General features: G+C 62.6%; 24 protein-coding genes, 1 other RNA gene and 1 pseudogene. 11 read left to right on the top strand and 15 right to left on the bottom strand.

Annotated features, from left to right (window positions below; all coding sequences use genetic code 11):
• Positions 1-24: 24 nt before the first annotated feature.
• The 6 genes from NKJ06_RS04010 to NKJ06_RS03985 form a co-directional block, all read right to left on the bottom strand.
• Positions 25-1,542: a DegQ family serine endoprotease gene (locus NKJ06_RS04010; RefSeq protein WP_352809183.1), complete on the bottom strand. Its 1,518-nt coding sequence runs from the start codon at positions 1,540-1,542 to the stop codon at positions 25-27.
• Positions 1,543-1,729: 187 nt separating this feature from the next.
• A complete protein-coding gene (locus NKJ06_RS04005) occupies positions 1,730-1,918 on the bottom strand; it encodes a DUF2065 domain-containing protein (protein ID WP_352809181.1) in 189 nt (62 codons plus the stop codon).
• A 6-nt stretch (positions 1,919-1,924) separates the two neighbouring features.
• Positions 1,925-2,875 carry a protease modulator HflC gene (hflC, locus tag NKJ06_RS04000; RefSeq protein ID WP_352809179.1) on the bottom strand — a complete coding sequence of 317 codons (951 nt, stop codon included), beginning with the start codon at positions 2,873-2,875 and terminating at the stop codon, positions 1,925-1,927.
• Positions 2,875-3,999, bottom strand: a complete 1,125-nt coding sequence (hflK, locus tag NKJ06_RS03995) for an FtsH protease activity modulator HflK (RefSeq protein ID WP_352633678.1) — start codon at positions 3,997-3,999, stop codon at positions 2,875-2,877. Before hflK ends, hflC begins: the two co-directional genes overlap by 1 nt.
• A 171-nt stretch (positions 4,000-4,170) precedes the next feature.
• Positions 4,171-4,689 (bottom strand): dihydrofolate reductase, encoded by a 519-nt coding sequence (locus NKJ06_RS03990; protein ID WP_352809177.1) that lies wholly within the window; start codon positions 4,687-4,689, stop codon positions 4,171-4,173.
• The gene (locus NKJ06_RS03985) at positions 4,689-5,705 is read right to left on the bottom strand and encodes a DUF4424 domain-containing protein (RefSeq protein ID WP_352809176.1); all 1,017 of its coding nucleotides are present in this window, start codon (positions 5,703-5,705) and stop codon (positions 4,689-4,691) included. The genes NKJ06_RS03990 and NKJ06_RS03985 overlap by 1 nt, the downstream gene beginning before the upstream one ends.
• Positions 5,706-5,835: 130 nt before the next feature.
• Between NKJ06_RS03985 and cobF the strand changes: the two genes are divergently transcribed.
• Positions 5,836-6,636, top strand: coding sequence for a precorrin-6A synthase (deacetylating) (cobF, locus tag NKJ06_RS03980; RefSeq protein ID WP_352633673.1), 801 nt, complete (start codon positions 5,836-5,838; stop codon positions 6,634-6,636).
• Positions 6,637-6,653: 17 nt separating this feature from the next.
• Here cobF and NKJ06_RS03975 read toward each other — a convergent pair whose 3' ends face one another.
• From NKJ06_RS03975 to modA, 4 genes are all read right to left on the bottom strand, one after another.
• Entirely contained in the window at positions 6,654-6,995 is a 342-nt protein-coding gene (locus tag NKJ06_RS03975; protein ID WP_352633672.1) for a winged helix-turn-helix domain-containing protein, read from the bottom strand.
• Positions 6,996-7,076: 81 nt separating this feature from the next.
• Complete coding sequence (modC, locus tag NKJ06_RS03970; RefSeq protein WP_352633670.1) at positions 7,077-8,189, bottom strand: molybdenum ABC transporter ATP-binding protein; 1,113 nt, start codon at positions 8,187-8,189, stop codon at positions 7,077-7,079.
• Positions 8,186-8,890, bottom strand: coding sequence for a molybdate ABC transporter permease subunit (gene modB / locus NKJ06_RS03965; protein ID WP_292190770.1), 705 nt, complete (start codon positions 8,888-8,890; stop codon positions 8,186-8,188). Before modB ends, modC begins: the two co-directional genes overlap by 4 nt.
• Before the next feature lie 25 nt (positions 8,891-8,915).
• The gene (gene modA, locus NKJ06_RS03960) at positions 8,916-9,710 is read right to left on the bottom strand and encodes a molybdate ABC transporter substrate-binding protein (RefSeq protein ID WP_352633668.1); all 795 of its coding nucleotides are present in this window, start codon (positions 9,708-9,710) and stop codon (positions 8,916-8,918) included.
• Between the two features lie 81 nt (positions 9,711-9,791).
• On the opposite strand from modA, the pseudogene NKJ06_RS35785 reads away from it, so the two are divergent.
• A pseudogene (locus tag NKJ06_RS35785) lies at positions 9,792-9,943 on the top strand (TOBE domain-containing protein); the annotation flags it as partial.
• A 42-nt stretch (positions 9,944-9,985) separates the two neighbouring features.
• On the opposite strand, the gene NKJ06_RS03955 reads toward NKJ06_RS35785, so the two are convergent.
• Positions 9,986-10,780, bottom strand: a complete 795-nt coding sequence (locus NKJ06_RS03955; RefSeq protein WP_352633667.1) for a thymidylate synthase — start codon at positions 10,778-10,780, stop codon at positions 9,986-9,988.
• Positions 10,781-10,946: 166 nt separating this feature from the next.
• Positions 10,947-11,258 (bottom strand): DUF2853 family protein, encoded by a 312-nt coding sequence (locus NKJ06_RS03950; protein WP_352633665.1) that lies wholly within the window; start codon positions 11,256-11,258, stop codon positions 10,947-10,949.
• Between the two features lie 170 nt (positions 11,259-11,428).
• On the opposite strand from NKJ06_RS03950, the gene ssrA reads away from it, so the two are divergent.
• Positions 11,429-11,788, top strand: a transfer-messenger RNA (tmRNA) gene (gene ssrA, locus NKJ06_RS03945).
• Between the two features lie 117 nt (positions 11,789-11,905).
• Complete coding sequence (locus NKJ06_RS03940; RefSeq protein WP_352633663.1) at positions 11,906-12,460, top strand: AAA family ATPase; 555 nt, start codon at positions 11,906-11,908, stop codon at positions 12,458-12,460.
• A gap of 45 nt (positions 12,461-12,505) precedes the next feature.
• Here the strand turns inward: NKJ06_RS03940 and NKJ06_RS03935 are convergent, their stop codons facing one another.
• Complete coding sequence (locus NKJ06_RS03935) at positions 12,506-13,711, bottom strand: multidrug effflux MFS transporter (protein ID WP_352633662.1); 1,206 nt, start codon at positions 13,709-13,711, stop codon at positions 12,506-12,508.
• A 189-nt stretch (positions 13,712-13,900) separates the two neighbouring features.
• On the opposite strand from NKJ06_RS03935, the gene NKJ06_RS03930 reads away from it, so the two are divergent.
• The 4 genes from NKJ06_RS03930 (at position 13,901) to NKJ06_RS03915 (ending at position 15,692) form a co-directional block, all read left to right on the top strand.
• Complete coding sequence (locus tag NKJ06_RS03930) at positions 13,901-14,590, top strand: TetR/AcrR family transcriptional regulator (RefSeq protein WP_352633660.1); 690 nt, start codon at positions 13,901-13,903, stop codon at positions 14,588-14,590.
• A gap of 118 nt (positions 14,591-14,708) precedes the next feature.
• The gene (locus NKJ06_RS03925; protein WP_352633658.1) at positions 14,709-15,245 is read left to right on the top strand and encodes an SspB family protein; all 537 of its coding nucleotides are present in this window, start codon (positions 14,709-14,711) and stop codon (positions 15,243-15,245) included.
• A 14-nt stretch (positions 15,246-15,259) separates the two neighbouring features.
• Positions 15,260-15,457, top strand: coding sequence for a DUF4169 family protein (locus NKJ06_RS03920; protein WP_352633656.1), 198 nt, complete (start codon positions 15,260-15,262; stop codon positions 15,455-15,457).
• Positions 15,458-15,467: 10 nt separating this feature from the next.
• The gene (locus NKJ06_RS03915; RefSeq protein WP_352633654.1) at positions 15,468-15,692 is read left to right on the top strand and encodes a ribbon-helix-helix domain-containing protein; all 225 of its coding nucleotides are present in this window, start codon (positions 15,468-15,470) and stop codon (positions 15,690-15,692) included.
• Here the strand turns inward: NKJ06_RS03915 and NKJ06_RS03910 are convergent.
• A complete protein-coding gene (locus NKJ06_RS03910; protein ID WP_352633652.1) occupies positions 15,689-17,491 on the bottom strand; it encodes a chloride channel protein in 1,803 nt (600 codons plus the stop codon). The two genes, NKJ06_RS03915 and NKJ06_RS03910, sit on opposite strands and share 4 nt — an antisense overlap.
• A gap of 157 nt (positions 17,492-17,648) precedes the next feature.
• Between NKJ06_RS03910 and NKJ06_RS03905 the strand changes: the two genes are divergently transcribed.
• The 3 genes from NKJ06_RS03905 (at position 17,649) to NKJ06_RS03895 (ending at position 19,384) form a co-directional block, all read left to right on the top strand.
• On the top strand, positions 17,649-18,086 hold the full coding sequence (locus NKJ06_RS03905; RefSeq protein ID WP_352633651.1) for a MarR family winged helix-turn-helix transcriptional regulator: 438 nt from the start codon (positions 17,649-17,651) through the stop codon (positions 18,084-18,086).
• 94 nt (positions 18,087-18,180) lie between these two features.
• Positions 18,181-18,486, top strand: coding sequence for a hypothetical protein (locus NKJ06_RS03900; protein ID WP_352809170.1), 306 nt, complete (start codon positions 18,181-18,183; stop codon positions 18,484-18,486).
• Positions 18,487-18,502: 16 nt separating this feature from the next.
• Positions 18,503-19,384 carry a sigma-70 family RNA polymerase sigma factor gene (locus NKJ06_RS03895; protein ID WP_352809169.1) on the top strand — a complete coding sequence of 294 codons (882 nt, stop codon included), beginning with the start codon at positions 18,503-18,505 and terminating at the stop codon, positions 19,382-19,384.
• Positions 19,385-19,424: 40 nt separating this feature from the next.
• Here NKJ06_RS03895 and NKJ06_RS03890 read toward each other — a convergent pair whose 3' ends face one another.
• Complete coding sequence (locus tag NKJ06_RS03890; RefSeq protein ID WP_352809167.1) at positions 19,425-19,595, bottom strand: hypothetical protein; 171 nt, start codon at positions 19,593-19,595, stop codon at positions 19,425-19,427.
• Positions 19,596-19,613: the final 18 nt, after the last annotated feature.

Below are 19,613 nucleotides of genomic sequence, written 5' to 3'. Positions count from 1 at the left end.
GAACTCAGCCGCTGGCTGCTGACTTCAGTCCATTCGGATCGTCACGAACCTGAGTTCACCGGTCTTCGATGCCAGCATCAAGAGCGCATTCTTGCGCCCCTGTTCCTTCAAGGCGCCGATCCGGTCCATGACATCCTTGGGCGTGGCGACCGATTCCTGTGCGATCTCGGTGATCACCTCACCAGTCTGAATGCCGCGCTCGGCGGCAGCAGAGTCCTTGGTGACATCGGTGATGACGACGCCGGAAACATCGGCCGCAATGCTGAACTTCTTGCGCGTCTCGTCGTTCAGTTCGCCGACCGTCATGCCGAGCACCGAAGCCGTGGAAACGTCCGGCGCCTTGTCACCCTTGTCCTGGTCGGTATTGCCACCCTCCTCGCCGCTGGTGAGCTTCTCGCCATCCTCGAGCCGGCCGAGCGTCACTTTCACGGTCTGCTCGACGCCCTTGCGCACGATGAGCACATCGACCGCCTTGCCGACCGGGCTTTCGGCGACAACGCGCGGCAGGTCGCGCATTTCATGAATGTCCTTGCCGTCGAATTTCAGGATGACGTCGCCGGCCTGAACTGTGCCATTGTCGACCGGACCCCCCTTGATGACGCCGGCAACCAGCGCGCCCTTGGCAGTCGCCATGCCGAGGCTCTCGGCGATGTCGTCCGTCACCGGCTGGATACGCACGCCGAGCCAGCCGCGCCGCGTCTCGCCGAACTGGCGCAACTGGTCGACCACGCCCGAGGCGAGCTGCGAAGGAATGGAGAAGCCGATGCCGATCGAGCCGCCAGACGGCGAAATGATGGCGGTGTTGATGCCGATGACCTCGCCGGCGCTGTTGAACAGCGGGCCGCCGGAATTGCCGCGATTGATCGCGGCATCGGTCTGGATGAAATCGTCATAGGGGCCGGAATTGATATCGCGGTTGCGAGCCGAGACGATACCGACCGTCACCGTGCCGCCGAGGCCGAACGGATTGCCGATCGCCATCACCCAGTCGCCGACACGCAGCTTGGTGGAATCGCCAAACTTCACCGCCGTCAGCTTGTGTCCTTTCGGATCGACCTTCAGCACCGCGACATCTGTCTTGGTGTCGGTGCCGACCAGCGTTGCCTTCAAGGTAATGCCGTCGGAGAAATTGACTTCGATGTCGTCGGCGTCGGCGATCACGTGGTTGTTGGTGACGACGATGCCTTGTTCGGCATCGACGACGAACCCGGAACCCAGCGACTGCACCTTCTGCCCGCTATTGTCCTTGTCGCCGCCGCGGTTCTTGAAGAAATCGTCGAAGAAGTCCTGGAAGGGCGACCCCTCTGGCAGCTGCGGCATCGGCACGGCACCCGGACCTTCGGTACCCTTCACCGTCTGCGAGGTCGAGATGTTGACCACCGCGCCGAGCAGGCCTTGCGCCAGATCGGCGACCGAAGCAGGTCCGTCAGCGGCAAATGTCGGTGTCACGAAGGACGGGACAGCGACGGCGCTGACAAGAAGTGCCGCAGCGCCCGCGACGAACGTCCGCCGTGCCGCGCGCAAAATTATGTTGGATGTCATCGAGAAGCCTCCCGGTATTCCTGAAAAGAAAAGCGCTTCGACGAAAACGCCGCGTCGCGCCATGTTGGCAAAAAATACGGCACGTTTGCGGCTATGACTATCGGCAGAGGATAAATCATCCGTTATCCCGGATCGAAGCTCGTATTCCGGATCGAAGCACGTATCCAGGGATCGAAGCTCGCCGTCGTCATGTACCTCGTACCAGCCAGACGATGCCGACGCCGATGGCGATCGCCGCCAGCCCGGCAATCCGCAACGCGTTCTCGGGCAGCGACAGCACTTCGGTGGCAAGCTTCCTGGCAAGGCCGGGAAAGCCGCCATAGACCAGACCTTCTATGACAAGGACGAGGCCCATGGCGGCAAGAAAATCCTGCACCGGCCGCTACTGGCCGGTGCTTGGCTGTGCCGCCGGCGCGGCAGGTGCCGTCGCCGGAGCGGTTGGGGCCGGCGCCTCGCTGCCGTCGGGATTGCGGAAGAAGCGGAAGAACTCCGAGTTTGGCGACAGCACCATCGTCGTTCCGGTGTTGTCCAGTGCCGTGCCATACGCATTCATCGACCGGTAGAAGTCGAAGAAGGCCGGATCGCGCTGATACGCTTCCGCGAAGGTGGCACTGCGCTGGGCTTCGCCCTCGCCGCGCAGGATTTCCGACTCTTTCTGCGCTTCGGCAACGATCTCGACCACTTCGCGATCGGCGCGGGCCGTAATGCGTTGTGCCGCTTCATTGCCGCGTGCCCTCAACCGTGCAGCTTCTGCCAGGCGTTCCGCCTTCATGCGGTCGAAGGTCTGCTGTGAAACCTCGGCCGTAAGATCGGTGCGGCGGATACGAACATCCTCGATCTGCAGGCCGAGCGACGTGGCGTCGGGCCTGAGCTGATCGCGGACTTCGCGCATCATCACGGCGCGCTGTTCGGACAGTGCAGCCTCGAAATCGCGCAGACCGTAGACGCGGCGCAAGGCAGCGTCGAGACGCGTCCTGAGCCGCGCTTCGGCCAGTTCGATCTGACCGGACACGGCGGAGCGGAAGACCCGTGGATCCGAGATGCGATAGGCGATGAAGGCGTCGACCTCATAGAACTTGCCGCCCGACACCTGGACGCGGATGTTGTCGAGATCGAAGCGCAGCACCCGGTTCTCGATCAGTTGCACCGTATCGGCGTCGAAGAACGAGAACGGCGCCTTGAAGTAGATGCCGGGCTCGCTCTTGACGTCGACGATCTCGCCGAACCTGAGCACCAGCGCCTGCTGGCGCGCATTGACCACGAAGACCGACGAATAGAGCAGGAACAGGATGACCACTGCTGCGACGACGATGATGGGAAGACGGTTGGCCATCACTGGTTACCTCCCGTAACGCCACCAGGGGCGGTCGGTGCCGGCGCTTTCGGCTGCAATGCCGGCAGCGGCAGATAGGGAAGGACCCCTTGCCCGTTGCCCTGCTCGACGATGACCTTGCTAGAATCCTTCAGAACCCTCTCCATGGTTTCCAGGTAGAGGCGCTTGCGTGTCACATCGGGCGCCTTGGCATATTCGTCATAGACCGAGATGAAGCGCTGCGCCTCACCTTCGGCTTCCTGCACGACCCGGTTCTTGTAGGCGGCCGCGTCTTCGCGGACCTGTGCGGCCTCGCCGCGCGCCTGGCCGAGCTTCTGGTTGGAGTACTGGTTGGCCTGCTCGACGAATTTGTCTTCGTCCTGCTCGGCGCGCTGCACCTCGTCGAACGCATCGGCCACTTCGCGTGGCGGTGCCGCATCCTCGATCGAGACGGCGTTGACGTTGAGACCGGCCTTGTAGCCGTCCAGCGTCGTCTGGATGATTTCACGCACCGAGGCGGCAATGCCCTGGCGGTCGTCGCGGAAGATGTCCTGCGCCGGCCGGCGACCGACGGCTTCACGCATGGCGCTTTCGGCAACCTGCCGCAGCATGCCATCGGGATCGGACACGTCGAACAGATACGCGCTCGGGTCGGAGACCTGATAGGCCACCGAGAACTGGACGTTGACGATGTTCTGGTCGCCGGTAAGCATCAGCCCGGACGTGTTGCCACTCGTCGCGCCACCGCCGCCAATGTCGACGAGCTGCTCGGAAATCTTGGCCGTTTCGACGGTTTCAAGCGGCCACCAATGGAAATGCAGGCCGGGCTGCGACAGCTCGGTCTTCGGCTTGCCGAAGCGCAGTTCGACCGCAACCTCGTCGGGCTGCACGGTGTAAACCGCCTTGAACGCCCACAGCACTACAAGTGCCGCGGCGATCAGCGCGAAAATGGCCGGGCTTGCGCCACCGCCACCCGGCAGAGCGCGCCGCAGCCGGTCCTGGCCGCGGCGGATGATGTCCTCAAGATCGGGAGGCGAGCCCTGTGGGCCGCTCGGACCCTTGGGTCCCTGCCCCCAGGGTCCCTGATTGTTGCCGCCGCCGCCCCATGGGCCGCCGCCACCGCCGCTTTTGTCGTTCCAGGGCATGAATGTCCTTTCGCTTGGAATTCCCTCAAGCGCCGGTATTACGGCGCAAAATCCAGTGTTGTTCTTCTATAGGGACGCCACGAGGCGCTTTCAACGCGATGCGTTGCCGAGTTCGTCCGATTTGGTCCGTTCGCGACCCTTTGTCTTCCTTCCAATGCCCTTTTTTGTCGTTCAATGTCTCGCGAGGCGGCGCTCGTAAACCGAATAGCGCGTCGCGTGGCTGTCCTTTTCCCCGGCCGGAACCTCCTGTGAGCTGACGACGCGCCAGGAATCCGGATCGATCGGCGGGAAATGCGCATCGCCGTCGACCGTTGCTAGTATATGGGTGACATGCAGCCGGTCGGCCAGCGGCAGCGCCTGGGCATAGATTTCGCCGCCGCCGATGATGCAGACCTCGTCCACACCGACCATGCCGCGTCCGCGCACCGTTGCCAGATGGATCGCGGCCTCGAGCGAATGCGCGACCTCGACGCCCTCGGCGCGCCAGGCCTTGTCGCGGGTGACCACTATGTTCAACCGGCCCGGCAGCGGTCGGCCGATGCCTTCATAGGTCTTGCGACCCATGATGATGGGTTTGCCCATCGTATCGGCCTTGAAGCGCTTGAGATCGGTGGACAGCCGCCAGGGCAACCCTCCGTCCCGCCCGATGACTCCGTTTTCTGCAATGGCGACGTAGATTGCGACGTGCATCAGTTGGCATTTTCCCCATTTCCGTCAGACGGCACCAGCAGCAGGATGTCGATGTCGTGCTCGGGATAGAAATCCTGCGCCGTCATCTCGAATGTCGTCGGCCCGACCTTTTTGACATTGTCGCCGCAGAACGAAACCAGGGTCTTCGGATTGCCCTTGTCGACCGTCAGCTTGAACTTGCCGATCGTACCCGCCGCCCAGTTGCCGCCTGTGGTCAGAATGTAGGCGATCCGGCTTTCATAATATCTAGAATAGCCGTCGGGATCGTCCTTGGCTGCCTTGCGCACTGCATTCTCGAATGTGTCGTCCATGCAATAGCGGGTCTTGTAGGTCGCGTACTGCCCCTGGAACTTGCCGTCGTAGAAGAAGCTCACCGAAGACGTGCCGCCGACGCTCGGCTTGTAGCGGTGGGAAACGCGAACGTCTTTGTTGGCCGGAAACGTCGAGCGCCACCAATAGGTCGAACGCAATTGCCAGAATGGCGTGTAGACCTTCTTCGCCTCCGTACCGTCGCTGCCGGTGTCTTCGATGATGATGCCGCGGTTGACCCAGTCATCGGTAACCGCTTGAGGCAGCTTGGCCAGCGCCGCCTTCGCCGCATCGCCGAAAGGATAGAATGGCACATTCTGCGCCTGCAGATCGGCGCCGATGTCGATGCCGAGCGCGAACACCTTCTGCTCAAGCTGCGGCTTTGCCGGTGCGCCATCGACCGTCACCTCAAAGCCGAGGAAATTATCGCTCTGGTCGTTGGGAAGTGCCGGCCTCTCTTCAGGATCGCCTTCGATGTCGGGCATCGGGAAGGCGACGATGGCGTCGACATCCCGATCGGTGTTGTTGTGGAAGACGTAGTCGACCGTGACCTTTTCCGGCGAGATGAAGAGATCCTCGCTTTGCATCGCCACGGCATCGCTACGCGACAGGATCAGGCCGCCGGTGCCAAGTTCGGCAATCGAATCATTGGCGAATGCGGGCGCAGCCAGCAGGGCCAGCGCAGCAGTCAGAACATATCGCAACATGAAAGCCTCCTCGGCTGGAATGCTCACAGACCCTAGCCGTTTCACCGTAGCGTTTCAAAGCCCTTCCGTATCCGCGGGTAAGCCCAAACGGTCTGGACTAACAGGTTCCGATCGGGCAAGAGTTCGCTCCATGCGCAAGCTTCTCGTCATCGGCATCGGCGCCGGCAATCCCGACCATATGACCATTCAGGCGATAGACGGCCTGAACCGGGCGGACGTCCTGTTTATTCCCGACAAGGGCGCAAGGAAGAATGACCTTGTCGAGCTGCGCCGCCAGATCTGCGACCGCTTCGTCACCAACCCGAAGTCACGCCGCGTCGAATTCGACGTGCCGGTGCGCGACCTGCCAGTAGAAGATGGGCCAGTAGAAGATGGGCCGGCGCCGTCCTATCGCTCGACCGTCGATGATTGGCATGAAGCCATCGCCGCCATCTACGAGAGCCTGATCCGCGATGAGATCGCCGGGGATGGCTGCGGCGCCTTCCTGATCTGGGGCGATCCCTCGCTCTATGACAGCGCCTTGCGCATCCTCGAGCGCGTGCGCCTGAGAGGCAATGTCGCGTTCGAGCTGGAGGTCATACCCGGCATCACCGCTGTCCAGGCGCTCGCCGCCAGCCATAAGATGGCGCTGAACAGGATCGGCGATTCGGTGCTGATCACCACCGGTCGGCGCCTGACGCGGGAAGGCCTGGCCGACAATGCCGGCAGCACCGTCGTCCTGCTCGACGGCAAATGTGCCTTCAACACGCTGGACGACAAAGATGTCGTCATCCATTGGGGTGCCTATCTCGGTACGCCGGACGAGATCGTCATCTCGGGCCGTCTCGGTGATGTCGGTGCCGAGATTGAGAGAACCCGTGAAGAGGCCCGCCGGAAAAAGGGCTGGATCATGGACACCTACCTGCTGCGCAAGCCTGGTGAACAGGACTAGGCCCTACTGCCTTCCCCTCACCCGGCATCAATTTCCGCCTGTAACGCCTCCATATGCGTCGCGGCCGCTGCAGCCGCCGCACGCTCGATGGCGCGGAAGCGGCTGACCACGGCGAGACCCGCGGCCGTCAGTTGCGCGCCGCCGCCCTTGCGGCCACCAGTCTGTGCCGCCACCAGCGGCTTGCCGAACACCCGGTTCATGTCCTCGACCAGGTCCCAGGCGTGCTTGTAGGACATTTCCATGCCGCGCGCGGCGGCCGAGATCGAGCCGAAGGCGGCGATCTGCTCCAGGAGGTCGATCTTGCCCGGTCCGATGCGCCCGTCGGGATCGAGATTTATCCGCAAGCTCAGCGACGGCATTTTTGCTCCTCCGCGGTCACGCCCGATCCCATACTAGAGACTTTCCGGCGAAACCGCTATTCCAAAAAGACATAGCGATGATCATCCACCCGCCTCGGCGGGCAGCCCGACGCCGGTGTTGGCCCTGTCGAAGCTCACGGTCTTGACCACCGCGAAAACCTTGCCGCCGAGATGAAGCTTCAGCGTCTGCCGCGACTGTTCGGTGATGCGGGCAAGCACGGTTGCGCCGTTGCAGTCGATACCGACCTCGACCGCCGGGCCCTCACCGGGGCTTATCGCGGTAATGGTTCCCGCCAGGATGTTGAGCGCGCTGAGGCCTGCCGGATGTTCGGTGGCAATCATCACATCTCGGGCACGGATACGGATGCGCACCCTCGCGCCTGTCTTCATCGCCAGCCGCGGCACCCGGATCTCACCGGCGGCCGAGCCGAGCACGGTCATGTCGAAAGTCTCGTCGTGACGCAGCACCTCGGTGTCCAGCACGGCGCCGCCCTCGCCGCGCTCCTCCGCCGGCAGCAGGTCGAGCCTTTGCATCACCGCCTCGGTCGGTCCGCTGGTGATGACATGGCCTTGCGCCAGCATCACCACGTCGCTGGCCAGCCGCGCCACCTCGGCGACGGAATGGCTGACATAGACGATCGGGATTTTCGTCTCGTCGCGCAGCCGTTCGACATAGGGCAGGATTTCGGCCTTGCGCGCCTCGTCGAGCGAGGCCAGCGGTTCGTCCATGAGCAGCAATCGTGGGCTGGCCAGCAACGCCCGGCCGATCGCCACGCGCTGCTTTTCGCCGCCCGACAGCTTCGCCGGTCGCCTGTCCATGAGCGGGCCGATGCCGAGCAGGTCGACAACTGCATCCATATCAGCATAGCGCTCCGCTGGCGGCGTGAACCAGCGGCCGTAACGCAGATTGCCGGCAACACTCATATGCGGAAACAGCCGCGCATCCTGGAACACCATCCCGATGCGGCGCTTGTACTTCGGCACGAAAATGCCAGCACTCGTATCGACCAGCACGCGGCCGTCGACTTCGATGCGTCCCTTGTCGGGCCGGATCAGCCCGGCGATCATGTTGATCAGCGTCGTCTTGCCTGACCCCGAGGGTCCGAACAGCGCCGTCAGCCGCCCGGCACTTTTGAAGCGGGCGTCGACGGCGAAACCGCCCAGCCGATGGCTGATGTCGACGAGAACGCTCATTCGATGTCCATCCGCCGGCCGACACGCCGCGCCAACACTTCCGAAGCAACCAGTGCTGCCATGGAAATGACGATGGAAATCAATGTCAGACGGAGCGCCCCTTCATCGCCACCGGGTACCTGCGTGAAAGTGTAGATCGCCGACGGCAATGTCTGCGTCTCGTTGGGAATGTTGGAGACGAAGGTGATGGTCGCGCCGAACTCGCCCATCGCCTTGGCGAAGGCCAGGATGGCGCCGGCGATCAGCCCAGGCAGGATCAGCGGCAAAGTGATGGTTGCGAAGACCCACAGAGGATTGGCGCCGAGCGTTCCCGCCGCCGCCTCCATCTTGCGGTCCACCGCCTCGATCGACAGCCGGATCGCCCGCACCATCAGGGGAAAACCCATGACGCCGCAGGCCAGTGCCGCACCCGTCCAGCGGAAGGAGAAAACAATGCCGAAATGCTCGGCCAGGAAGGCGCCGGCCGGGCCACGCCGGCCGAAGGTGAGCAGCAGCAGATAACCGGTCACCACGGGCGGCAGGATCAGCGGCAGATGCACCAGCCCATTGAGAAGGGTCTTGCCCCAGAACTGTCCTCGGGCAAGCAGCAGCGCGATCAGTATGCCTGGCGGCAGGCTGGCGAGCATCGCCACCGTTGCCACCTTGATCGACAGCCGGACCGCATTCCATTCGTCGGGAGTGAGGTCCAGCAGCCAGTTCATAGTGCGAGATGAAGCCCCTTGGAACTCAGTTGCTCGGCGCGAGCACGGTAAAACCCTGATCCTTGAACAGCGCGCCGGCCTTTGCCGACTGCAGGCATTTCAGGAAAGCCGGCGTATCCTTGTCCTTCGAATCGGCGGTCTGGGCAACCGGATAGATGATCGGCGGATGCGAATCCTCAGGAAAGGTGCCGATCACCTTGACGCCCTTTTCGGCATGCGCGTCGGTGGCGTAGACGATGCCGAGGGCGGCCTCACCTGTTGAAACCAGCTTGAGCGCCGCACGGACATTCTCGGCCTGCGCCACCTTGCCCTCGACCGAGGACCAGACGCCGAGCGATTCAAGCGCGGCCTTGCCGTATTTGCCGGCCGGCACCGCCTTGAAGTCGCCCATGGCGAGCCTGCCGTCGCCGATCAGCTTGGCGAGGTCAAAACCTTTCTCGATCTTGGTTTCAACCACCGAGTCCTTCGGCGCCACCAGCACGATCTCGTTGCCGAGCAGCTTCACTTCGGTGTCCGGCTTGGTGAGCTTCTTGTCGGAGAGATATTTCATCCAGTCGAGGTCGGCCGAGATGAAGACGTCGGCCGGTGCCCCGCCCTCGATCTGCTTGGCCAGCGCCGAGCTTGCGGCATAGGAGACGGTCGCTGCCTCGCCGACATCGGCCTCGCAGGCCTTGTTCACCGCATCGAGCGCATCCTTGAGGCTGGCGGCGGCAAACACCAAGACCTTGTCTTCCGCGTGTGCTGCCGGCACTGCCGCCATCAACGTCGCCGCTAAACCGCCAATGGCGATCGCCCTCGATCCAAAACCTTTGCGCGTCATGGAAACTCTCCCTGGTTCGAACCCGATCGCCTAGAAGCCCGCCAACCGATATATCCGCATGGATATAACAAGGGAAGGCCTGGAGCCACCACTTCGCACGTCCGGATCGACATCGGCCAGCGCCGTCGTCGCCGCCTCGATGACCAAGAGGCCTCGCCGATCCCAAGCTGGAAAAAGGCAAGCAGGCCTATGCAGTGGTCAAGGCCTCGGATGTGATGGTCGGGATCGACTGACTGATCGGCGCCTGATTTCAGGGTTGAGTAAGGCGCAGGGGCTCAGACGGCGATCGGCGCCTTGATGCTTGCGTCGGCGATGTAGTTTTCTAGCCGGAAATCCTCGAAGCGGAAGGCGAAGAGGTCCTTCACCTCCGGATTGATCCACATCGTCGGCAGCGCCCTCGGCGTGCGCCGCAGCTGTTCGCGCGCCTGCTCGAAATGGTTGGAATAGAGATGCGCGTCACCGAGCGTATGAACGAAATCGCCAGGCTTCAGCCCGGTCACCTGCGCCACCATCAGCGTCAGCAAGGCGTAGGACGCGATGTTGAACGGCACGCCGAGGAAGATGTCGGCCGAACGCTGGTAGAGTTGGCAGGAAAGCCGGCCTTCCGAGACGTAAAACTGGAAAAGACAGTGGCAGGGCGGCAGCGCCATCCCTTCCACCTCGGCCGGATTCCAGGCCGAAACGATCAGTCGCCGCGATTGAGGGTTTTTGCGTATCTCCCTGAGAAGATTTGCAATCTGGTCGATCGAACCGCCATGGCCGTCCGGCCAGGAGCGCCATTGCTTGCCGTAGACCGGGCCGAGATCGCCATTCTCGTCGGCCCATTCGTCCCAGATCGAAACGCCATGGTCGGTGAGGTATTTGATGTTGGTGTCGCCGGCCAGGAACCACAGAAGTTCATGGATGATCGACTTGAGATGCAGCTTCTTGGTGGTGGTGACAGGGAAGCCGCGCGTCAGGTCGAAACGCATCTGGTAGCCAAAGACTGAGCGTGTTCCGGTGCCGGTGCGGTCGCCGCGATCGGCACCGTTGTTCAGCACATGCTGCAGGAGGTCGAGATACTGGCGCATCGGTTCCGGCTCGATTCGTTTGTCCAGCCATCATAGCTGACGGACAGGCGGCCGAACACCACAAAGCAGCGCAAACCCTGCTCGAAAGTCACCCGTCCCCAACAACATCATCGGCTGGCGCATAGCGCATAAACCGCGCCAGCCTCCGCAAATTGACGCGCGATCGTCAGAGGGAGCCGAGCTTGCCCAGGTCCTTCGCGACGAGGTAGTAAAAAGTCACCCGGCTCTTGGTGTTGTCGGCAGACATTGCCTTGCAGGTCTTTTCGATGGCGGCATCGGCCTTGCCGGCATCGGCGATGCCGAGTTTCTTGGCGACCCAGTTGGTCCTGACGCGCTCGAGTTCCTTCGGGTCGGTGCAGGACACCAGCGAGGAATCGCGGTTCCTGAGCGCGATGCCCAGATGCTTTACGATCTTTTCGACCGCATCCGCACTGGCGCCAGCGTCGTATTTCTTCACGTCTGCAAGATAGTCGGCCATCAAAATTCCCCTCGTCGGCGCCACGGATCCGATCGATGAGGGCTGTGGCGCGCTGCCGCAACTTGTGCGCTAGGTCGGTTACTCCTCACCGTAGCAAAGCTTCGGTTGAGACCGCGCCCAAGTCAACCCTTTGGAGATGTGGTTTTGACACGCAGACAAAGTGCCAGCGCGGCCTTCCATTTCTTGCGATGGCACCCTATATTCAGTCTGTCGGCTTGACCGACTATGGCGATAAATGGGCGATGAAATAAGCCGTTCGGACCCGGGGGCGGTACCCGGCGCCTCCACCAAAAGCCGCTGTCGGCGACAGAGCGGTTTTTGCTGGGGGCGAAATAGGATCGACGAAGGTGTAAAGATCGTACTTTTGCCCGGCATGGTACCACCGTCATCGGGCTAAACCTGTAGTTGCAAATGACAACTATGCGGAAGCACGTCTCGCCGCGTAAGCGGTGCGATAGCTTCAATTCAAGCCCTAGAGGTTCGCACTTCTAGGCGGGGTTCGGAGGTACCTGGCAACAGAAACCTCCACTTCTCCCCCCTCCTCCTTCGATATGCGTCACGCGCAACGGCAGTTCCCATTAGGCAAATCCTTGTGTGACCTGTCAGCCGCCAAGGCGCGGCACCGCGCGCCTCTCCATGGACGAAACATGCAAAACGTTTCCGATCGATTCTTCGTGCTGACCGGCGGTCCCGGCTCCGGCAAGACCAGCCTGATCGAAGCCCTGCGCCGGGCAGGCTTCGCCACCTCCGTCGAAGCCGGCCGCGGCATCATTCGCGATCAGTCGGATATAGGCGGACCCGCTTTACCCTGGCACGATCGTGCACTGTTTGCCGAACTGATGCTGTCGTGGGAGATGCGCTCGTATCAAATTGCGCAAGAACAGACCGGGCGCCCTGTTTTCTTCGATCGCGGCGTGCCGGACACGCTTGGCTATCTCAAGTTGAGCGGCCTGCCGGTGCCCCAGCATGTCAGCTCCGCGGCGAAACGTTTCCGCTACAACCCCCGCGTCTTCGTCGCCCCGCCCTGGCCTGACATTTTCGAGCAGGATAAAGAACGCAAGCAGACGCTTGACGAGGCCGAGCGCACCTATCATGCGCTGGCCGGCGCCTATATGGGACTGGGCTACGAGCTGGTACCGTTGCCCCTGGCGCCGGTCGAGACCCGGCTGCGTTTCGTACTGGCCGAGACAGGATTGATATGAAAAAGGCCGGGGAGAACCCGGCCTTTTGTCTGGGATGGCGAATGCTTATTCCGCCGGCGCCTCAACAGCCTCGCGCGAACGGCCGAGCGTGACCTTGGCCAGCGTGAACGAAATCACCGCGCAGAGCGTGATGCCGGCCACCATCGGCAGCGGCGTGCCGTCGAAGAACACCCCGGCGACGCCCATGGCGAGTGCGCCGATGGCGAAGTGCAGCGTGCCCATCAGCGCCGAAGCCGTGCCGGCGATCTCGCCATGTTCTTCCATCGCCAGCACCGAAGTGGTCGGGATGACCAGGCCGAGGAAGCCGTAGCCGACGAACAGCAGGGCCGCCATCACATCGAGCCTGTCGACGCCCGTCGCCATGATCGCCAGCAGCACCACCATCGTCGAGGCATAGCCGGTTACCGCGACGCGCACCACGCGTCGCAGCCCGAAACGCTCGGCCAGCAATCCCGTCAGCTGCGACATGCCGATGAACGCCACCGCGTTGATCGAGAAGAACACGCTGTAGACCGAAGGCGACAGCCCGTAATGGTCGATCAGGATGAAGGACGAACTCGACAGATAGACGAAGAAGCTCGCAATGCCGAAACCGGCGATCGCCACAAGGCCAAGGAAGTTGCGGTCGCCCATCAGGAAGCGGTAGCCGGCAAGCGCGGTGCCGAAGGAGGAACCGACGCGTTCTTCCGCCGGCCGCGTCTCCTTGAGGGAGGTTGCCAGAAGGATGGTGGCCAGCAGTGCCGCACCCGTCACCGTCCAGAACACGGCGCGCCAGCCGAAATTCTCGATGATCTGGCTGCCGGTCAGCGGCGCCAGGATCGGCGACACCGAAAACACCAGCATCAGCAACGACATCAGCTTGGCGGCCTCATTGCCGGTGTGCAAGTCGCGCACGATGGCGCGCGGAACGGCCATTCCGGCGCTGGCGCCAAGCCCTTGCAGGAAGCGGAAAGCGATCAGCCATTCGATGGTCGGCGCCATTGCCGAACCGATGCCGCCAACCATGAACAGCGCAAGGCCGCCATAAAGCGGCAGCTTGCGGCCGACCATGTCGGAGATCGGCCCGACGACGATCTGGCCGAAGCCCATCGACAGGAAGAAAATCAACAGGCTCATCTGCACGGCGGCGGTGCTGGCGTGCAGGTCCGCGCCGATTGACGGCAACGCAGGCAGATACATGTCGATGGCGAACGGGCCGATGGCGGACAACAGGCCGAGCACGACCGCGATGCGGAGGAATTTAGGACTCATGATAAAGGCTTCTTTCAAATCTGGTTTGCCGCCGCCGGGCGACGTCTAACCTAGGACGTTCCATCCCATGAGATTCCGACACCTCAAGAGTGAATTCCATTCGTCTCTCTCGAGCGAAATCTCTTTATCTCGTGTCCACAAATTTAGACACTCTTGTCTAATTCGTCAATCACCTCTATATAGATTTCTATGAAGCTGCACGTTTCTCCTGACACTTTCCCGCCACGCGGCCATGAGGCCAAGCGCCTGTCGATCGTCGATTCCGCAGCTGCCGTGTTTTGCCGCGAAGGTTTCGCCGGCGCCAACATCGATCTGATCGCTGCCGAAGCCGGCGTCTCGCGCCAGACCATCTACAACCATCATGGCGACAAGGAGAAATTGTTCGTCGCGGTGGTTCGCGATCTGACCGAACGCTGCAATGCCGGCATCTTCGCCACCATTGCCACCTTCCCCGACCAGCCCAAGGATCTCGAAGCGGATCTGATCGGCTTTGCCGTGCGCCTGAACCAGAACTGCATCTGCAACCGTGACGGAAAATTCCTGCGCAAGCTGATCCAGACCGAAGGCGAGCGCTATCCCGAACTGTTTGCGGAGTGGCGCGAACAGGGCCCGGGCAGGACATGGCCGGCGATCGCCGCCCGCTTCGCCCGCCTCGCCTATGGCGGCTATCTCACGATCGAGGACCCCGATGTGGCGGCACGTCAGTTTCTTGGTCTCGTCAATGCCGAACTGCAGACCACCTTCATGCTTGGCGGCTCGCCACGCGAGGACGAGGTGGTGCAATCCGCGACGAATGGCGTGCGCACCTTCCTGCGCGCCTTTGGCAAGCGCCGCTCCGCAACCCCAGCGGAAAAACAAAGCGCGCTCGCCAGCGCCTGAGCGATCAAATCGCTGGCAATAGTCTTCGCTTCCGCGCGAGGGTGATCTATATGCGGTTTACGCCGCGCTCAAGCTTGATTACAGCTATGCGGACGATTCAACGGAACCCGACCGCCACATGGCCGACGACCACATCCGCTACGACATTCTGGCCCAGGAGGCGTTGCGCGGCGTCATGCGCAAGGTCCTGGCCGAAGTCGCGCGCACCGGCCTCCCCGGCAACCACCACTTCTTCATCACCTTCCTGACCGGCGCGCCGGGCGTTCGCGTGTCTTCGCGGCTGCGCGAGCGCTATCCCGAGCAGATGACCATCGTCATCCAGTTCCAGTATTGGGACCTGAAGGTGACAGACACCGGCTTCGAGGTCGGGCTGTCCTTCTCCGACGTGCCGGAAAAGCTCGAAATTCCATTCTCGGCCGTACGCGGCTTCTATGATCCCTCGGTCAATTTCGAACTCGAATTCGACGTCAAGACGGATGAGGCGGCAGCCGAGGAACCGGCTGCGCCAACTTCGGAGCCGCTGACCATCGTCTCCGAGAAAAAGCCGAAGGCCGAGAAGAAGGCCGCCGCCGAGGCGGAGAAGAAGCCGGCAGCGGCGGATGCCGCCACCAAGGGCGCCGAAGTGGTCTCGCTCGACGCCTTCCGCAAAAAGTAGCCACAGCTCGCGCCATGGCCGACATCGTCAATCTCCGCCAGGCCCGCAAGCAGAAGGCGCGGGACGAAAAGGTGCGCGTCGCCGAACAGAACCGGGCCTTGCATGGCCGTTCCAAAGGTGAGAAGCAACGCGACCGCCTGATCGCCGACAAGGCCGAGAACTTCGTCGCTGGTCACCGCCGCGAGCCATCCGGCGGCGAAAACGAACAATGAGCGCTCTGCCGTGAGCGCGGTCGAAAAGCGCTCGGTGACCATTCGGGGCCACCGCACCAGCTACTCGCTCGAAAAGCCGTTCTACGACGACCTCGTCGCGATCGCTGCCGCGCGGCAATTGACGCTCGCCGCTCTCGTCGCCGAAGTCGATGAGACGCGGCAGCGGGACACCAACCTGTCCTCGGCGCTGAGGCTCCATGTCCTTGAGTGGGCGAAGCGCGGAACGAGTTCCTAGAGGCCCTTGATCGCCGCTTCCTTTTTGCTGCGTCTTGTGCCGAAGCCGAGCATTGTCGAGCGATCGCGTTCCTCGGCCTGCCTCCTTGACCGCACGCGCATCAGATCCTTCCAGCCGACATAGCCGACCAGTCGCAGGCCTTCGCGGGTGACGACGGGCAGATGGGACACGTTGGCCATCAGCAGCTTGTCGGAAAGGCCTTCCAGATACTCATCCGGATAGGCCAGCGTCACCTTGCTGCCAGCCAGCAACTCGCCAAGCGTCGTGGTGCGGTGCGTGCCGGCGCGTCGCCAGCGCAGGATCGCCGGTGGGTCGATGAGACCTAGCACATGCCCGTTCTCGTCGACCACCGGAAAACTCGGATGCCGTGTTTCCGGTGCGGTCAGGAAGGCTGCTGCGCCATGCAGCGTCATCGTCGCCGGCACGCTTTCGACCTCCGAGGTCATCACCTCGCGCACCCTGGTCAAGGCGAAGGGATCGACGCGGTATTCGCGAACCAGATGATGTCCCCTTCTGGCGATCTTCTCGGTCAGGATCGACCGCTTCATCAGGAGCACGGTAACGGCGTGCGCTGCGGCGCAAGCCGTGATCAGCGGCACCAGCATATGCGTGTTGCCGGTCAGTTCGACGGCAAAGAAGGTCGCGGTCAGCGGCGCCCGCATCGTGCCGCCCATGGTGGCGGCCATTGCGAGCAGCGCCCAGACACCCGGATCCGCGGCAGGCAGAACGCCGGCGAGCACCGCCCCCATCGCCCCGCCCATGATCAAGAGCGGCGCCAGCACGCCTCCGGATGTCCCCGAGCCGAGCGCAACCGACCAGATGATGGCCTTGACCACCAGCAGGAGCAGTGCCGCGGTCGCGATCGTGCGGCCGTCCAGCATATTGGCGATGTTGTCATAGCCGACGCCGAGTGCCTGCGGCTCGATCAGCCCGCCTATGCCGACCACCAGGCCACCCAGCATCGGCCACCACATCCAGTGGATCGGTAGCTTCTGAAAACCGTCCTCACAGGCATAGACCATCTGCGTCAGCAGTCCCGACAACAGGCCGGCCGCAACCCCGATCGCGACCCAGCCGGCTAGGCCGACAAAGGACACATCCATACCGCCCTGAAACGGAAAGATCGGTCCGGGCAGATGCAGCATGGTGCGCTCGACCTCGGCAATGATCGCCGCCACCGCCACGGGAATGAAGCTGCGCGGGGTCCATTCGAAGAGCAGCAATTCGACCGCCAGCATGATGGCGGCGATCGGTGTCCCGAAGACCGTGGTCATGCCCGCCGCCGCACCGGCTACCAGCAGCGTCTTGCGTTCGTTGTCGCTGACCGGCAGCATCTGCGCGATCAGCGAGCCGATCGCGCCGCCGGTCATGATGATCGGGCCCTCGGCGCCGAACGGTCCGCCGGAGCCGATCGAGATCGCCGACGACAGCGGCTTCAGGATCGCTACCTTGGCATCGAGCCTGGAACGTCCGAGCAGGATCGCCTCAATGGCCTCGGGGATGCCGTGCCCGCGAATCTTCTCGCTGCCATAGCGCGCCATCAGGCCGATGATCAGTGCACCGATCACCGGGACGATGACGGAGGCAAGACCAAGCGGTGTGTCCTCGAGTTTCAGATCGGCGAGCGTGAACTGACCGAAATAGGCGATGTTGGTGGCAAGCCGGATCAACTTCAACAGCGCGATGCCGGCAAACAGCCCCGCTGTCGCCACCACCACGGCAATGGCTGCGACAAGCAGCACCCTGGCATCCGTGGTGAAATCACGCAGATGCTCCGGGTTTGAGTGATGCGTCTTCATGGCAAATTTGCTTCCTGGCGGCGGGCCGTATGTCGGATATGCGGCACGGCCGATAAGGCCAGCCGGGTTTGTCGATGGCTATGTATCGTAACACGATATATCTGTTCAAGCCGATTTCGCCCAAAATCCGTTTGAGCTTTCGTCGGAAAACGAACAAATGTCTGATATGCCGCAGCCTAGGAAATCACGCCCTGCCATCAGCCAAGCCGACTACCAGCGGCTGTCCGAGTTTCGCTACCTGATCCGGCGCTTCCTCGAATTCAGCCAGATCCAGGCGGAGGACGCCGGCCTGACCCCGCGCCAGCATCAGGCCCTGCTGGCGATCAAGGGATTTCCCGGTGGCGTTCCGGTGACGGTTGGCGACCTGGCGGAGCGCCTGCGCATCCGCCACCATAGCGCTGTCGAGCTGGTGAACCGTCTCAGCGAGGCAGGGCTGGTCGCAAGGGATCAGGACAAGGACGACCACCGCCGCGTGCTGCTGCAGCTGACCGAGCGCGCCGACGATTGTCTGGCCGAGCTGTCGGCGGCACATCTCGACGAGCTGTCACGCATCGAACCGATGCTGCGGCGCCTGCTCGATCGGGACCATGCGTGAAGCGCATCGAACAATTATCCCGGCACCCCGAATCCTTTGGCTTCGCCGCAACGTCTCGGACATGAGCGCAAGGCAACGAAGAGGAACAATTGCGATGAAACGCCACCTGATACGTTACAAGACGAAACCGGAACGGACCGACGAGAATGAACGGCTGGTCAAGGCCGTGTTCCAGGAGTTGCGGGAAAAATCGCCGGACGGCGTTCGCTACATGACGTGGCGGTCCGAAGACGGAACCTTTGTCCATCTGGTCGAGACGGAAACCGAGGCCCATGCCGACATCATCACCGGGCTGGCGGCATTCGAGGCCTTTCAGAATGGCATCAGGGATCGCTTGATCGAGCGTCCGCACCGCGAGGAAATGACTGTGGTCGGCAGCTACCGTATGCTCGACCCGTAACGGCGAACAGAGGCGCATGAACATTCCTGGCGAGATCCGCGAGCCTTTTGACCGCCTGTTCGGTGAGATGCGCCCCAAGCTGCACCGCTACTGCGCCCGAATGACGGGCTCGGTCATCGACGGTGAGGACGTGCTGCAGGAAGCCCTGACCAAGGCGTTCGAGGCGCTGCCCGATGCCGGACCGATCGCCAACCCGGAGGGCTGGCTGTTCCGCACCGCCCACAATGCGGCACTGGACTTCCTGCGCCGGCGAGCCCGTGAAAAGTCCTTTTCCGATGAGGACCCGGACATGATCGTCGACCCGGCAAATCCTACCGTCGACCGTCAGGCCGCCGCGGCCGGCCTGCATACCTTCATGCGCCTCCCTGTCGCGCAGCGAAGCAGCGTCATCATGATGGACGTTCTGGGCTATTCGCTGCAGGAGATCGGCGCCATGCTCGACGCGAGCATTCCCGCCGTCAAGGCGGCGCTGCATCGTGGTCGTCATCGGCTGCGCGATCTTGCGGACGAACCGGACGACCGCCCTGTTCCAAGATTGAGCGGCGCAGAGCGTCTGCTGCTTGATGCTTACATCGATCGCTTCAACGCCCGCGACTTCGACGCGGTGCGCGACATGCTGGCCGACGAAGTGCGGCTGGAACTGGTGGCCAGGGCGCGGCTGAATGGCCGCAAGGAAGTGGCCACCTACTTCCATAACTATTCCCAGGTGAAGGATTGGCGTTTCGTGCCGGGCTTCGTCGAAGACAGGCCGGCAGTCCTCGTCCGCGATGGCGATGATCCGGCGGCGCGGCCATCCTATTTCATCCTGCTGGCCTGGCAGGACGGCAAACTCTTGACCGTCCGAGATTTCCGCCACGCCCGCTACGTCACCGACGGCGCCGAACTGCTCGTTCTCTGAGAGTATCTCAGGACGGGAAAAGCTGCCTACTGACTACTGCCTACTGCAGCGATTTCAGCAGATTGTCGATCGTGAACGGATTGGACTTCGGCTTGGCCGGCGGCGGATTGTCGCGAGCCTCCGGTAGCGGCGCACGCGCCACCTTCGGCGCCGGCTGCACGGCCTTGCGTTCGCCCTCGAGCCTTGCCTTTTCCTGCGAGGCGATGCGCATCGCCTCTCAGGAAAAGGC

Source organism: Mesorhizobium sp. M0293 (genome assembly GCF_040321735.1).
Lineage (GTDB): Bacteria > Pseudomonadota > Alphaproteobacteria > Rhizobiales > Rhizobiaceae > Mesorhizobium.
The sequence above is the reverse complement of the archived record's forward strand: the minus strand, read 5'-3'. Positions and strand labels throughout refer to the sequence as shown.